The sequence below is a fragment of the Cellvibrio polysaccharolyticus genome, from assembly GCF_015182315.1.
Lineage (GTDB): Bacteria > Pseudomonadota > Gammaproteobacteria > Pseudomonadales > Cellvibrionaceae > Cellvibrio > Cellvibrio polysaccharolyticus.
Genome location: NZ_PRDL01000001.1, coordinates 274,833 through 289,569, shown reverse-complemented (window position 1 = coordinate 289,569; position 14,737 = coordinate 274,833). Strand labels below are relative to the sequence as shown.

Here is a 14,737-nt window from a genome sequence, read left to right as displayed (position 1 = left end):
CGGCCATTACCAAAGTGGCAGCCGGGTCATTAACCCAGGCTGCCAAGAATATTTACACCGACTTTATCGGGAATTTCGTTTTGCGACAGCACGTGCAAACCGGGGCTGAATACCCGGGCATAACGGGCAAGCAACGGACGCAGTTGCGGCACTACGGTAAGAATCGGCGGGTGACCTTCCTTACGCAGTTTTTCTTTGACGACCGGCATGGAATTTTGTAACTGGTTGAGCAAGTTTGGCTCCACCGGAATATTATCCAGACTGACCGGGCCCGCCTGCTGGGCGATGCTCAAGGCGCTGAGCAAGGTATTTTCCAGCGCATTTTCCAATACAAACACCGCAATTTCATTACGATCGCCAGCAATGCTGGCAACAATGTTACGGCGCAGTGCGTAGCGCACATCGGATGCCAATAGAATCGGATCTTTAGTGGATTCACTACCCTCTACCAGCGCTGTGGCGATGCCGACGATATCCCGCAGCGACACTTCTTCCTGTAACAACTGCCGGTAAACGCGATGCTGCTGGGTAAAGCTCAGTTGCGCTTTCAAGGCCTCGGCCAGCTTGGGCGCCTGCAACGTAAGACGCTGCATTAAATAATCCACGTCATCGTGTTTGAACACTTCCGGCAGATGGGCGCGCACAATTTTATTCAGGTGCGTAGCCACCACACTGGCGCAATCAATAACCTGATAACCGAGATTGAGCGCACGGGTTTTGTCGGCTGGTTGAATCCATACCACCGGCATATTGTAGGCCGGGTCCATGCCGAGGATGCCGTCAATTTCGCCGTAGAGTTCCGGAGATGGAATTGCCATTAAACGGTCTGCGTGTAATTCCGCACCGTCAATACGCTCGCCATTAATATAGATATTGTATTGCGAGGCTTTGAGCCGCAGGCTGTCACGGATTTGTACTTCCGGTAATAAAAAGCCGAGATTTTCAGACAGCGTTTGCCGCACACCACGCACCCGTTGCGCGAGTGGCGCACCGGCGGAATCGTTAACCAGGCTTACCAGTTTGTAACCAAGCGAAATGGATAAACGTTCAACCAGCGGAATGTCTTCCCAACCCAGTTGCTGGGTGCGTTCCTGCTCCATCACTTTACCAATAGCCTGCACTTCGTCCAGGCTGGCGGCTTCTGCGGGCGGTGCCGACCTTGCGACACACCAGCCAATAAAAGCGATTAACGCCGCAAAACTGAGAAATGCCAAATGCGGCATGCCCGGAATAATCGCCAGCACAAATAAAATACCGGCAACCATGTAAAGCGTTTGCGGCGAAGCCATCAGCTGGCGCTGCACCTGCTCGGGAATGTCTGACGACTCGTTAATACGGGTAACAATAATCGCAGCTGCCGTAGAAAGTAATAACGCTGGAATTTGTGCAACCAGACCGTCACCAATACATAGCAGGGCGTATTGTTTGAATGCCAGACCCGCCGGCAAGTCGTGCACAAACATACCGATGGCAAAGCCACCGAACAGGGTGATGATAAGAATCAGAATACCGGCAATCGCATCGCCGCGAACAAATTTGGAGGCCCCGTCCATTGCACCATAGAAGTCTGCTTCTTTGGCCACGTCCTGACGGCGCTGACGTGCTTCTTCCTGGCCGATAACACCGGCGTTCAGGTCGGCGTCAATCGCCATTTGTTTACCGGGCAAGGCGTCCAGAGTAAAACGTGCGGTTACTTCGGAAATACGTTCGCCACCTTTGGTGATTACGATGAAGTTAACGATCATCAAAATCATAAACACCACAAGGCCGACAATAAAATTGCCCCCAATGGCCACTTCACCGAACGCCTGAATGACTTTACCTGCGGCGGCGGTACCTGTGTGACCTTCGAGCAAAACAATACGTGTAGAGGCTACGTTCAAACATAAACGTAGCAGCGTGGTTACCAGAATAACGGTAGGAAATAGCGAAAAATCCAGTGGCCGTTTGGCCGATACGCTGACCAGCAGTACCAGCACCGCCATGGCGATGTTGAAGGTAAACAGGATATCCAGAACTTGCGGCGGCAAAGGTAAAACGATCATCGCCAGAATGGACAGAATCAGAATCGGGATACCGATTCTTCCGCTGCGAAACGTTGGCAGTAGTTGCTGGAATAGGTTCATCATCAAGCCCTGTTCGCCATACTGGCGGGAATATTAAAATTGGTTGCAAGTTGCGGTTTGCTGCGCTGCCCCTGACGGTAGGCTCGCAGCTGCAATACATAGGTCAGTACATGGGCAACCGCGGTATACAGCGGTGCGGGAATTTGCTGGTTCACCTGAGTGGTGAAATAAATGGCACGCGCCAGCGGCGGCATTTCTACAATCTCCAGATTGTTGGCGATGGCCAGCTTGCGAATGTAAAGCGCAATGTCGTCAGTGCCTTTGGCCAATACATAAGGTGCCTGGGCTTTTTTGATATCGTATTTCAGTGCTACCGCATAATGTTGCGGGTTAACGATGACAACATCAGCTTGCTTGATCACCCGGTTGATCTGGCGTTGCGCCATTTGCCGCTGTAATTGTCGGATGCGCGCTTTAACTTCCGGCTTGCCTTCCTGGTTTTTGCCCTCTTCTTTACGCTCCTGCTTGGTCATACGCATTTTTTTCAGAAAGAAAAAACGCTGCAAGGGGATATCAATAAAGGAGAAGAGCACGAACACAATCATCAGCGTTACAGTGACGTTGAATATCATCGACAGCGCGCCGCTAATAGCATTGAGCAAATCGGTACGCTGCAAGTTGATCAGCTTGGGTGCCGCGTCCTGAAATAAAAACCAGGCCACAACAAACAATACGAAAATTTTCAGGATGGACTTGGCAAGCTCGGCCCAGTTTTGCGCACCGACCATACGGGCAAGGCCGGTGATCGGGTTGAGTTTGCTGAATTTCGGGTAGAAATTTTTGGCTGAAAAAACCCAGCCGCCGGGCACCAGCGATAGCGCTACCACCAATAGCGGGGTAATCAACAGCGGTACCAGCAATTGGATAAACAACACGATGTTGTGCGTCAGCATGTACACCAGGTCGGTATTGCTCACTTCGCTCTGGTAAAAATTGAGATAGGAAATGCGAAAGCTTTCCTTCAGGTTTTCGTAGTAAAAACCCGCCGAAAATTTCAGCGCGAACAAGGTTGCCAACAACGAGATGGTGGTAGCAAGATCTTTCGATCGGGGAACCTGACCGTCGTTTTTGCTTTTCTTCAGCTTGTGTGCCGATGCTTCTTCTGTTTTTTCCTGAGAGCCGCCTTGATCAGACATTCTGGCCCTCCCGTAAAATAAAGCCGATGTTATCGAGCAGTTCGCGGGTCAGGTGCAGGTAATTATCTGGCAGGTTGGGCAGGGTTATTAAAATCAATAACAACCCGACCATAATGGTAATAGGAAAGCCCAGCGAGAAAAGGTTCATCGACGGGGAAATGCGGTTTAACAAACCGAAGCAAAATTGCACCAGCGTCATGCAAAAAACAATCGGGATGGTAATCAGCACCGCCGCCGAAAATACCCAGGCGATGGAATGCACAAAACTGGTAACGCTGAGGTAATGAATACCGCTACCAATCGGCCAGTAGATAAAGCTCTGGTACACCACGCTGACAATAACCAGATGGCCATCAATGGAGAAAAACAGAAACACCAGCAAAATGAAATAGAGCTGGTAAATAATGGACGATGACGAGACGCCGTTAACCGGGTCATTATAGCGCGCCATGCTCATGCCCATCTGGGTGGAGATGACTTCGCCGATCACCATAAAAATGGTAAACACCAGCTGCAACATCAACCCCAGCAACACACCGAATAATATTTGTTCAAGGGTAGCAACCACACCTTGCAACGAGAGCACGTTAACCGACGGCGGTTCAGGCAGTGCCGCACCCAGCACCAGGGTAAGCGCAAAAGCCAGTAACACGCGAATACGAACCGACAGTGCTTTGTGGTTGAACAGCGGCGCCATGCTGAACAAAGCGAGGATGCGACAGAACGGCCACCAGTAAATTTGCAGTGTATTAAGGTACTGAGTGGCGTGGAAGAGCGGGTCGGTGGCTTGCATGGTGGTTAACCAACCAGCTTGCCCGCGTTCTTGAACGTTTCAACAAACAGGTCACTTAAGGTACGCAGAATCCAGTGACCGGCGAACAGCAACATGCCCAGGGTGATTAACAAACGCGGCAAAAAGCTCAGCATCTGTTCGTTAATTTGCGTGGCGGCCTGGAAGATACTGACCAGCAAACCGCCGATCAAACTGGGCACAATCAACACACAAACAATCAGCGCGGTGATGTAAACCGCATTGGCAACAAGGGTAACGGCAGCTTCGGCGGTAAGCATGGCAGGCGGTCTCCGCTAGAAGGGCTGAATACTGGTGGCGAGCGTACCGACCAGCAATGTCCAGCCGTCTACCAGCACGAACACCATCAGCTTGAACGGCAATGAGATCATCATGGGTGACAACATCATCATACCCATCGCCATGAGCACGCTGGCCACCACCAGATCAATCACCAGAAAAGGAAGAAAAATCATAAAGCCCAGCTGAAAGGCGGTTTTCAATTCGCTGAGCACAAACGCCGGCAGCAATAAAAAGAAATCCAGATCGGCGAGGTCGGCAGGCATCTCTTCACCGGCCAGCGCTACCATGGTTTCCAGCGAGCTGTTGCCGGTTTGCGACAACATAAAACGGCTGATGGTTTGCTTGGCTTCGCCGAGACCCTGTTCGAGGGTAATTTGATCGGTCTCGAAGGGAACATAGGCCTGGGTATAAATTTCGTTGGCGACCGGTCGCATTACCAGCAGCGTTAAACACAGGGCAATACCAATCAGTACCGGGTTGGGCGGGCTTTGCTGCAAACCGATGGCCTGGCGCAAGATGGCCAGCACAATAATGAAGCGGGTAAAACAGGTCATCATCATCAACATCGCCGGCAAGAAGCCGAGCAAGGTCATGATCACCAGGATTTGCAGCTTTACGCTCAACTCCTGGCCATTGGCGGTATCGTTGAAATTGAACAGGGTGATCTCGCCGTTGGCCGCTTGTGCCAGCGCAGGCGATAACACCAGCGCCAGCAAGGTCAGCCAGCGCAGTAACATGCAACCGGTTTTCATGATGCCAGGTTATTCAAACCGTTGCCGCTCAGCTCAACAATACGCAAGCCGTAGTTGCCATTCATCACCACCACTTCCGCACGGGCAAACAGCGCACCATTAACCTTCACGTCCAGCGGTTCGCCAGCCAGTTTGTCGAGCACGATGACGCTGCTGGTGTCCACTTCCATCAATTCTTTCAAGGGAATTTCTGTAGAAGCCACCTCCAGGGTGACGTTGACCGGAATTTTGCCGAAGAAGCTCAAATCCTGCTGCGGCAATGATGCCGGCTGGTCAGTGGGGAGCAAATCGGGCAAATGACCTGCGGACACCGACTCACTGTCGTTGATCAGGTTTTCGAAATCGTTATCGGAAAGATGTCCGGTCATGATGTTTTCACACTCTCAAGCGAGGTTAAAAAGAGAGAGCCGTCATCTTCATAGATGGCGCCACGAAATAGTTTTTGCTGGTTGATCTCAACATCACAGCGATCCAGCAGGCGCACCATGATGATGTCGTTAAGACGCAATTCGAGTACCTGGGCGAGGGTCATTTGTGCCGATGCCACCACACAATTCAACCGCACCGGCAGATGACGCACCTGGTTGACCGGGTTGCCCAGCGGTTTGGACGCGCTCGGGTTGGTCATACGGCTGGTCAGTTCATCAACCAGTTGCGTATCCAGGTAAATAAAGATGGAAGACTGGGTGCCGGTCATATGGCTGCTGTACTGAAACTCGGCGATGTATTCCCACACGGTTTCTTCGTAAGCATTTTCGTAGGGATTCAGCTCGCCGAAGGTGGCACCAGCCAGAATGGAACGGGCGAAAATTTGGGCAATGTCGATACCGAGCCGGCTGCGCATACGTTGCTCGGAGGTGCTTACCGGCGGCGCTTCCTGGGACGGCAAACAGGTACCGCCGTAATAACACTCCAGCGCTTCGGTGAGCAGTGCGCGATCAATCGCAAAACCGACTTTGCCCAGCGGCGAGCGGTAAATACATTCAGCGGCTTCGCTGCGCTGTTCGTGTACGGTAATTTTTACCAGCTCAAGATTAATACGGTAATTGCGCAAAAAATAATCGCTGATGAGCCGTGGATGCTTGCTGGAAAGCTCCCGAATGTACATCGGAATTTTGTGATAGTGCCGGCCCAGTTTCTGCGGCTTGAGGCGCGTCAGACTGTCAACGGGTACACCATGGTGGACTTTCGCATTACACGTCATTGTATTAGCTGTCTTGCTGCCTGGTTTTTGTACGATGCGCCACTATGGCGGGCGATCATGACAAAAGAAGGGTGGGTGAATTGCTCTGTAACGGAATGGACAGAACGCACGACTCACTCTGCACGGTGCTGCGGAAACCGTGTCAATGCGGGCGGAGTATGGGGGGGCGAGCGCGGGAAATTAAATCAATTGATATCAAAAAATGTTTTTTATGCCAGTCAATAGACGCTGATCTCATTTGAGCTTAAATGATTTAGCAAAATGTGACGGAGTTGGTACTGTCCGCGCTTATATCGACTTACGCGCGACCATCGTCGCTCGCTGGTACAGGACTAAGACGGTCAAAATACGGAATTTATTAAATCCATTTGATCATTTTTTTCAGCTACCCGGGTAAACGCTGGTTTTCGGCATCACCACTGGCGACACGCCCCTGGCTATAAGATGAACAGCTCAGTTACGTTGAAGCACTCCGGTCAATCCCTGCAGCCCCGCTATAACAGCGAACTGGCTCAGTCGTCGACCCAACAGGATATTGTGATCCTCGGACACGCCGCCGAAAACAGCTACCAGCTGCTGGCCAACAGCTTGCGCCAGCAAGGGCACCGCACCCGCTGCTACCCCGATTGTCTGGCACCGGAAGCCGCCGAACTGGTTAATACCAGCCTGGTGTTTGTATTTGCCAGCAGCCTGCCGGACCATGTGTTATTTGCCCAGGTCGGCGCGATGATGCGCTCGGCTCGCCACCTCAGCGTTATCCCCATTGTTGAATACGCCGATCAGGAAAAAGCCGCCGCGCTGCTTGAGCTGGGCTGCGTTGACTATTTATTGTCGCCTTTTAGTGAACCGCAACTGACCGCGCTGTTACAACGCCAGGCCTCGGCCCTGGCCGCCGAAGAAAGTTTTGTCTCCTGCTCCCAGGCCGGTCGCCGCCTGCTGGCGATGGCCCAACGCATTGCCGTTACCCGTGCACCGATTCTGATTACCGGCGAAACCGGTACCGGCAAGGAGCTGATGGCGCGCTACATCCACCGCTTTTCTGCCACCGACAACGCTCCCTTTATCGCCGTGAACTGCGCCGCGATACCCGAGCCGATGCTCGAATCCATCCTGTTTGGCCATGAACGCGGCGCCTTTACCGGTGCCATCGCCGCCCAGCCGGGCAAATTCGAGATGGCCAACAACGGCACCTTGCTGCTCGACGAAATCGGCGAACTGCCGCTGGGATTACAAGCCAAACTGCTGCGGGTATTGCAGGAACAAAAAGTTGAACGTTTGGGCGGGCATCGTGAAATTGCCTTGAACGTGCGGGTTATTGCCGCGACCAACCGCGATCTTGCCGTTGAAGTGGCAGAAGGGCGTTTCCGTGCCGACCTGATGTTCCGCCTCGATGTACTGCCGCTGCACATTACCCCGCTGCGCGAACGCAAAGACGATGTATTGCCGCTGGCGCGCCGCTTTATTCGCCAGTACGCCCCTCAGGAACAACACGACAACCTGCTCACCGACGACGCCTGCCGCGCACTGCTGGCACACGATTGGCCGGGCAATGTGCGCGAACTGGAAAATATTCTGCAACGGGCGCTGGTGCTGCGTAATGGTCTGTTTATTCAGCCGCGCGACCTCGGCCTTGAAGCGCCGGAAACCTCGGCCAGCGCCACGGCGCCAGCGGCACTCACCATGTCGATTCCAGCCCCCGCGCTGGATGAGAACGACGGTAAAGCCGCCCTGCGTGCCCGTGGCAAATGGGCTGAATACCAGCATGTGATTGACACCATCCGCCGCTTTAACGGCCATAAAACCAAAGCGGCACAAAGCCTCGGCATGACGCCGCGGGCACTGCGTTATCGCCTGAATGCCATGCGCGAGCAGGGCGTTCTCGTCACTCTTTAGCCGATACCGGGAGATCGGATCATGAATTCAATTACGCAAGTACAGCAGGACATGCTGAGCCGGATGGAGCAGTTTAAAACGCTCTCTGAAGGCGGTCAGATCAAGCCGGCGCAACTGTTTGAAGGGCAAATGCCCCGAGAAGGTTTTGCCACCGCTTTTGACCAGGCCATCCGTGCCGTTGACGCCCAGCAACATAAGTCCGGCGCGCTGATGGCCGCTGTGGATAGCGGCAAAAGTGATGATCTGGTGGGCGCCATGGTGGAAAGCCAGAAAGCCAGCGTGGCTTTTTCAGCGCTGATGCAGGTGCGCAACAAGATGACCAACGCCTTCGAAGAAGTGATGAGGATGCCCATGTGATCCGGGGCAGAGACTGAATTATGGTTGAGTATATTAGAAGCCGTTTACCCGCCGCCGGCTGGCGACCCGACCCCCGCATGACGTTGATGGGGCTGGCCTTTCTGGCCGCCATTCTTGCCGTCTGCGTGGTGCTGTATTTGTGGCGCGATCAGGGTTCGTTTCGCCCGTTATATGGCGCTGGCGAAGCTTTCGCCGCCGCCGAAGTCATGCAGGTGCTGGACGCCGATGCGGTGCCTTACCGCCTGCATCCGCAAAGTGGCCAGGTGCTGGTGCGCGAAGACCAGCTCGGGCGCGCCCGTATGCTGCTCACCGCCAAAGGCGTACAGGTAGCGGTACCCAGCGGTTATGAACTGTTTGATAAAGACGAACCACTGGGCACCAGCCAGTTTGTCCAGGATGTGCGCCTGAAGCGCAGCCTGGAAGGCGAACTGGCCCGCACCGTGATGTCCCTGAAAGGCATTGATGCTGCACGGGTACACCTCGCCATTCAGGAAAACAGCTCGTTCGTCATCAGCCGCCGCGACCCGGCCAAGGCTTCGGTGATGGTACAGCTGGCAGCCGGTTACAAGCTGCGCCCCGAACAGGTAATGGCCATCGTTAACCTTGTAGCCAACAGCGTGCCGCAACTGGCCACCAAAGATGTCAGCGTGGTAGATCAACACGGCGTCCTGCTGTCGCGCGGGCTGGACAACATGTCCGGGCCCACCCAAAGCTGGCAAGCCGTTGACGATTACCAGGCAAAAGCCGCCGGTAATGTAGAAGAAGTACTGGCACCGGTGCTGGGCAGCGGTAACTACCGCATCAGCGTGGCCGCCGACATCGACTTCAGCCAGCGTGAAGAAACCTTCCAGGCCTATGGCGATGCACCGCGCCTGCGCAATGAAATTTTGCGCGATGAAAGCGTGCTCGACCAGCTGGCGCTCGGCGTACCCGGTTCGCTGTCCAACCGCCCGGCGCCGACTACCGCCCCCAACAACAACACCGACAATGCCGAAGAAGGCGAGGTGCAGACGGAAAACCAGGCAGCAACGTCACTGCGCAAGGAATCCAACCGTCAGCTGGATTACGACCAGACCGTTACCCACATCAAACACGCACCGTTTGCCCTGCGTCGGCAGAGCATTGCCGTGGTATTGAACGCCAACAGCGCGCCGGAAGGCGGCTGGACAGCGGAATCCCGCGCTGACCTTGAAGCCATGGTGAAAAGCGCCGTCGGTTTTGATGAAGCGCGCGGTGATCTGGTAACCCTCAGCGTATTCCCCTTCGCCGATGCCAGCATTGCCATGGATGCCTTGCCCTGGTGGGAAAACAACAAGATTTATGATCTCGCCAAACTCGCCCTGTTCGGGCTGATCAGCCTGCTGCTGTTGCTGATGGTGGTTCGCCCGGCGGTACGCAATCTTGTGCAATCCAGCCAGAGCCGCACGGTAGAACCGGAACTGGATAACGACAGCGGCTTGCCCCACAACGCCGCCGAACAGCACCGCCTGAACCATCCGCGTGATGCCAACGGCCTGCATATTCTCGGCGAGTTGAACCCGCTGTCAGAAATTCGCTTGCCAGCGCCTGGCTCCGGCCTGGAAATGCAGGTTGAGCACTTGCAGATGCTGGCCAAAAACGACCCCGAGCGCGTTTCGGAAGTGATCAAACAATGGATAGGGCGAAATGACAGAGACCTCAACTCCCCGGCCTGATGAGCAAAGCTCATCCGCCAAAAAAGAAATTCAGGTACGTTCGCAACGTCGCTCCATGACCCCCATGGAGCAGGCGGCCATTTTGATGCTGAGCATGGGCGACTCCATCTCGGCGGGCGTGTTACGCCACTTTTCCCGCGAAGAGATCGTCGGCATCAGCCAGACCATGGCGCGCTTGAACAACGTCAAGCAGCCAATGGTGTCCGATGCCATCAACCGCTTTTTTGAAGATTACAAAGAGCAGAGCAGCATCAAGGGCGCCTCCCGTAATTACCTCTCCGGCATGCTCAGCAAAGCGCTGGGCGGCGAGATTACCCGCGGCCTGCTGGACAGCATCTACGGCGAAGAAATTCGCGCAAAAATGGCCAAGATGGAGTGGATTGACCCGAAACAATTCGCGGCATTGATCGCCAACGAACACGCCCAGATGCAAGCGGTTTTTCTGGCCTTTTTGCCACCGGCAATGGCCACTGACGTGCTCGAATGCATGCCGGCCGGTAGCCAGGACGAACTGCTGTACCGCATCGCCAACCTCAGCGAAGTGAACAACGACGTCATCGAGGAGCTGGAGTTGTTGATCGAGCGCAGTATTTCCGTGCTCTCTACTCAGGGCTCACAGGTGCGCGGCGTGAAACAGGCCGCCGACATCATGAACCGCTACAAGGGCAACCGCGATCAGATGTTTGAATTGCTGCGCGCTCACAATGAAGAACTTGTCAGCAAGATCGAAGACGAAATGTATGATTTCTTCATTCTTTCGCGGCAAAGTCAGGAAGTTCTGCAAACCCTGCTGGAAGCCATTCCGCTGGAAGAGTGGGTGGTTGCACTGAAAGGTGCCGAACCGGCACTGGTGCGTGCCATTCAGGGCGCCATGCCCAAGCGTCAGGCGCAGCAAATGGAATCTATCAACCGTCGCCAGGGCCCGGTGCCAATGAGCCGCGTTGAACAGGTGCGTAAAGACATCATGGCCGTGGTGCGTGAAATGGCCAGCGATGGCGAGCTGCAAATCCAGCTGTTCCGCGAACAGACGGTGGAGTAAGCCGCACCATGAGCGTAAAAATTATCAAAGGCGATAACCGCAACTGGCGACCATACCGCTTCCCGCCGCGCAGCAACCAGCCGCGTGACCATTGGGATGGCGACCCGGCGGCGATTCAGCGCGCCACTGCCGACGGTTTTCAGGAAGGTAGCGAAAAAGGTTATCAGCAAGGCTTGCTGCAAGGCCAGGAAGCCGGCGAGCGTGCCGGTTTTGATAAAGGCCGTGAAGAAGGTTTGCGCCAGGGTCTGGATGAAGGGCACCGCCAGGGCCGTTTGGCATTTGATGAAGCCAGCCAGCCGCTGGAGCAGATCAGCCAACAGCTGCAAGGCTTTTTAGAGGACAGCGAACGCAAACGCCTTCAGGAATTGCTGGAACTGGTGAAAAAAGTATCGCAGCAGGTTATCCGCTGCGAACTGACCTTGCACCCCACCCAATTATTGAGCCTTGCCGAGGAAGCCATTGCTGCCATCCCCGGCGAACCGGGCGATGTGCATATCTTGCTCAACCCCGAAGAATGCGCCCGCATTCGCGACCTGGTGCCAGAGCGCGCCGCCGCCTGGCGTCTGGTGCCGGATGAAAAGCTCGCGCTGGGCGAGTGCCGGGTAGTTACCGCGCAGGCGGAAGCCGATATTGGCTGCCAGCAACGGCTGGACTCCTGCATTGATACCTTGTCGCAACACATGCAGTTAAACGAGGAATAAGCGGTGCTGGAGAACTTCCAACTCGACGCCGCCCTGCGCTCCCTCGACAGCGTGCAACTGGCCAAGGTCAGCGGCCGGCTGGTGCGGGTTTCCGGCATGCTGCTGGAAAGTACCGGCTGCCAGCGTATGACCGGCGAGCGCTGCTATGTGGAGCAGGGCGATGGTTCGATGCTGGAAGCCCAGGTAGTGGGTTTCAACCGCGATATCAGCTACCTGATGCCGTTTAAAAAACCGGTTGGCCTCACCGCCGGTTCACGGGTATTCCCCACCAAGCACGAAGCCTCGCTGCACATTGATGAATCCTGGCTGGGCCGGGTGCTGAACGGGCTGGGCGAACCGCTGGATGATCTCGGCAAGCTGAGCGGACGCGACCCGCTACCCACCGAATTACCCCGCGTCAATCCGCTGCGCCGTCGCCCGGTCGAAGCGCCGCTGGATGTGGGCGTGCGTGCCATCAATGCCTTGTTAACCCTTGGCAAAGGCCAGCGGGTTGGGTTGTTTGCCGGTAGCGGCGTGGGCAAAAGCGTGCTGCTGGGCATGATCACCCGGCAAACCAAAGCCGACGTGGTGGTGGTTGGCCTGATTGGCGAGCGTGGCCGTGAAGTACAGGAATTTTTGTTGCATTCGCTGGGCGAAGAAGGGCTGCGTAAAGCGGTTGTCGTGGTGTCACCGGCCAATGAATCACCGCTGATGCGCCTCAAAGCCACCGAACTTTGCCACACCATCGCCGCCTATTTTCGCGATCAGGGCAAGGACGTTTTGCTGCTGGTCGATTCTCTGACCCGTTACGCCATGGCGCAGCGGGAAATTGCTTTGGCGCTCGGCGAACCGCCCGCCACCAAAGGCTACCCGCCGTCGGTGTTCGGCATGCTGCCAGAGCTGGTGGAAAGCGCCGGCAACGGCGAAAGCGCCTGCGGCAGTTTGAGCGCACTCTATACCGTGCTGGCCGAAGGCGATGACCAGCAGGACCCGATTGTGGACTGCGCCCGGGCGATTCTCGATGGTCACATTGTGCTGTCGCGCCATCTGGCCGATGTGGGCCATTACCCGGCGATTGATATTGCCGCCTCGGTCAGCCGCTGCATGAGCCAGGTCAGCGCTCCGCACCACTTACAGGCAGCGCGCCAGTTCAAAGAGTATTACAGCACCTTTGAGAAAATTCGCGAGCTGATCCCGCTCGGTGGTTACACCCCGGGCATGGACAACAAGACCGATCGCTCGGTACAGCTGGCGCCGATGATGGAGCGGTTTTTGCGACAGGACGTCAACGCCAGCGCCGACCTTGAACAAAGTGTTAACACCATGCAAGGCCTGATGAAATGACCATGAAAGCCCGCATTGCAACTCTCTCGCGGCTGGCCAGCCTGCGCGGTATTCGCGTACAGCAAATGCTCGGCACCGTGACTTACCAGCAAAATCTCTGTCAGCGCTACCGCAATAATATTACCGGCCTCAACCGCTTGTGCGGCTTTACCGTGCCGATGAGCACCGCTCTGCAACGCGACAACCAGCAGAAATACAAGATGACGCTGCACAAGATGATTGAGCTGCAGCAGCGCGAATTGAACCTCGCCGAAGAGAATCTGACCCGCATTCGCGGTGAATTGATGGAGGCGATGCGCAGTGAAAAAGTGGTTCATCATGTCATTGATCACAAAATGAACCAGTGGCAACAGCTGCTGACGCAGCAGGAGCAAAAAATTCAGGATGGCCTCGCAGCCCAGAGCTGGTGGCGTAATAACGGCACTAACGGTTAATCCGGCACCTTTTTTTGTATTGTCGGCAAACTCCTGGCGTTATCTGCAGATTTTTTTTCAGTTACCATTTAAGTCCGTGCCGCAGGCGGTCGCCTTTCGGTAGTAACACCTTTTTTCAGGACGTAAGCATGGAAATCAGCAGGCACCTCAAGCCAGGCTACAGTGTTCAGGCAGAAACCCGCCCTGCCATCAAAACCGATGCCGCACCGGCCGCCAAAGACAGCGCGCTGCGCAACGCATCCGGCGAGCCTCGCCTTGAGCAGTTGCAGGAGGCCATTGGCCGCCTGCCGGATATAGATCTCGACAAAGTTGCCGCCATTAAACTGGCCCTGCAACGCGGCGATATCACCACCGACAGCGCCGCTCTTGCCAGCAGCATCGTGACTTATCACAGCGGCAGCGATGCATGAATCGACGTGAGCAGCTTTTACAGGTTGCCGAACAGGATATTCAGCTGGATACCGCTGACTACACCCGGCTACAAACACTGATGCACGAGCTGCATCAGGCGCTGCTCGCTCATCACTGCCCGCAAATTGATGCACTCAACAACGATATCGCTACCCTGCTGACCAATTTGTCCGGCAGGGCGCAGCGCCGCAGCAAAATTCTCAGCGCCTTTGGCCTGGGCAGTGGCGGCCAGGCGATGAATCAGTTTTTCCAGCAATACGCCGCTACCCGCCGTGGCACTATTCGCCAGCAGTGGGAGCAACTGGGCCAGCTCACCAGCCAGTGCAAATTCCTCAACGAGCGCAATGGCAAGTTGCTCGCCATGCACAATGACATCCTTACCCAACTGCTCGACAACCAGCGCGATGCCCAGTTGTATTCCCCGCAATTTTTCTGATTATTTTTCCAGCCGAACCACCGCCTTTTCCTCTGCCTCCCGCTTAATAAATTCTGCCTTTTTGTCGCCTTTGTAAAACAGCGTCAACCACCGCGACCACGCGGAAACAAATTTTCCCCCTGGCCATGACAAACAGCG

General features: G+C 55.2%; 16 protein-coding genes. 9 read left to right on the top strand and 7 right to left on the bottom strand.

The genetic code is table 11. The features are described 5' to 3' along the window. Positions 1 to 29 precede the first annotated feature (29 nt). From C4F51_RS01305 to C4F51_RS01275, 7 genes are read right to left on the bottom strand one after another with little or no spacing between them, the layout of a single operon-like run. Positions 30 to 2,129 (bottom strand): flagellar biosynthesis protein FlhA, encoded by a 2,100-nt coding sequence (locus tag C4F51_RS01305; protein ID WP_328701281.1) that lies wholly within the window; start codon positions 2,127 to 2,129, stop codon positions 30 to 32. Next, positions 2,129 to 3,262 carry a flagellar biosynthesis protein FlhB gene (gene flhB, locus C4F51_RS01300; RefSeq protein ID WP_193906459.1) on the bottom strand — a complete coding sequence of 378 codons (1,134 nt, stop codon included), beginning with the start codon at positions 3,260 to 3,262 and terminating at the stop codon, positions 2,129 to 2,131. The genes C4F51_RS01305 and flhB overlap by 1 nt, the downstream gene beginning before the upstream one ends. Further along, entirely contained in the window at positions 3,255 to 4,055 is an 801-nt protein-coding gene (fliR, locus tag C4F51_RS01295; protein WP_193906458.1) for a flagellar biosynthetic protein FliR, read from the bottom strand. Before fliR ends, flhB begins: the two co-directional genes overlap by 8 nt. Before the next feature lie 5 nt (positions 4,056 to 4,060). Further along, positions 4,061 to 4,333, bottom strand: coding sequence for a flagellar biosynthetic protein FliQ (locus tag C4F51_RS01290; RefSeq protein ID WP_193906456.1), 273 nt, complete (start codon positions 4,331 to 4,333; stop codon positions 4,061 to 4,063). Between the two features lie 15 nt (positions 4,334 to 4,348). After that, positions 4,349 to 5,092 carry a flagellar type III secretion system pore protein FliP gene (gene fliP, locus C4F51_RS01285; RefSeq protein WP_193906455.1) on the bottom strand — a complete coding sequence of 248 codons (744 nt, stop codon included), beginning with the start codon at positions 5,090 to 5,092 and terminating at the stop codon, positions 4,349 to 4,351. A gap of 11 nt (positions 5,093 to 5,103) precedes the next feature. After that, on the bottom strand, positions 5,104 to 5,475 hold the full coding sequence (gene fliN / locus C4F51_RS01280; protein WP_193906453.1) for a flagellar motor switch protein FliN: 372 nt from the start codon (positions 5,473 to 5,475) through the stop codon (positions 5,104 to 5,106). Beyond that, positions 5,472 to 6,215 carry a FliM/FliN family flagellar motor switch protein gene (locus C4F51_RS01275; protein WP_235992251.1) on the bottom strand — a complete coding sequence of 248 codons (744 nt, stop codon included), beginning with the start codon at positions 6,213 to 6,215 and terminating at the stop codon, positions 5,472 to 5,474. The genes fliN and C4F51_RS01275 overlap by 4 nt, the downstream gene beginning before the upstream one ends. A 540-nt stretch (positions 6,216 to 6,755) precedes the next feature. On the opposite strand from C4F51_RS01275, the gene C4F51_RS01270 reads away from it, so the two are divergent. The 9 genes from C4F51_RS01270 (at position 6,756) to flgN (ending at position 14,599) form a co-directional block, all read left to right on the top strand. Further along, positions 6,756 to 8,204 carry a sigma-54 dependent transcriptional regulator gene (locus C4F51_RS01270; RefSeq protein ID WP_193906450.1) on the top strand — a complete coding sequence of 483 codons (1,449 nt, stop codon included), beginning with the start codon at positions 6,756 to 6,758 and terminating at the stop codon, positions 8,202 to 8,204. Between the two features lie 21 nt (positions 8,205 to 8,225). Continuing rightward, the gene (locus C4F51_RS18055; protein ID WP_193906449.1) at positions 8,226 to 8,561 is read left to right on the top strand and encodes a flagellar hook-basal body complex protein FliE; all 336 of its coding nucleotides are present in this window, start codon (positions 8,226 to 8,228) and stop codon (positions 8,559 to 8,561) included. Between the two features lie 20 nt (positions 8,562 to 8,581). After that, on the top strand, positions 8,582 to 10,255 hold the full coding sequence (gene fliF, locus C4F51_RS01260) for a flagellar basal-body MS-ring/collar protein FliF (RefSeq protein ID WP_193906448.1): 1,674 nt from the start codon (positions 8,582 to 8,584) through the stop codon (positions 10,253 to 10,255). After that, the gene (locus C4F51_RS01255) at positions 10,227 to 11,294 is read left to right on the top strand and encodes a FliG C-terminal domain-containing protein (RefSeq protein ID WP_193906447.1); all 1,068 of its coding nucleotides are present in this window, start codon (positions 10,227 to 10,229) and stop codon (positions 11,292 to 11,294) included. Before fliF ends, C4F51_RS01255 begins: the two co-directional genes overlap by 29 nt. 8 nt (positions 11,295 to 11,302) lie before the next feature. Continuing rightward, the gene (gene fliH, locus C4F51_RS01250) at positions 11,303 to 11,995 is read left to right on the top strand and encodes a flagellar assembly protein FliH (RefSeq protein WP_193906446.1); all 693 of its coding nucleotides are present in this window, start codon (positions 11,303 to 11,305) and stop codon (positions 11,993 to 11,995) included. Between the two features lie 3 nt (positions 11,996 to 11,998). Further along, on the top strand, positions 11,999 to 13,318 hold the full coding sequence (gene fliI / locus C4F51_RS01245; RefSeq protein ID WP_328701280.1) for a flagellar protein export ATPase FliI: 1,320 nt from the start codon (positions 11,999 to 12,001) through the stop codon (positions 13,316 to 13,318). A gap of 2 nt (positions 13,319 to 13,320) precedes the next feature. After that, positions 13,321 to 13,752, top strand: coding sequence for a flagellar FliJ family protein (locus C4F51_RS01240; protein WP_193906445.1), 432 nt, complete (start codon positions 13,321 to 13,323; stop codon positions 13,750 to 13,752). 128 nt (positions 13,753 to 13,880) lie between these two features. Beyond that, a complete protein-coding gene (gene flgM / locus C4F51_RS01235) occupies positions 13,881 to 14,162 on the top strand; it encodes a flagellar biosynthesis anti-sigma factor FlgM (protein ID WP_193906444.1) in 282 nt (93 codons plus the stop codon). Then, positions 14,159 to 14,599: a flagellar export chaperone FlgN gene (gene flgN / locus C4F51_RS01230; RefSeq protein ID WP_193906443.1), complete on the top strand. Its 441-nt coding sequence runs from the start codon at positions 14,159 to 14,161 to the stop codon at positions 14,597 to 14,599. The genes flgM and flgN overlap by 4 nt, the downstream gene beginning before the upstream one ends. The last annotated feature ends 138 nt before the right edge of the window (positions 14,600 to 14,737 follow it).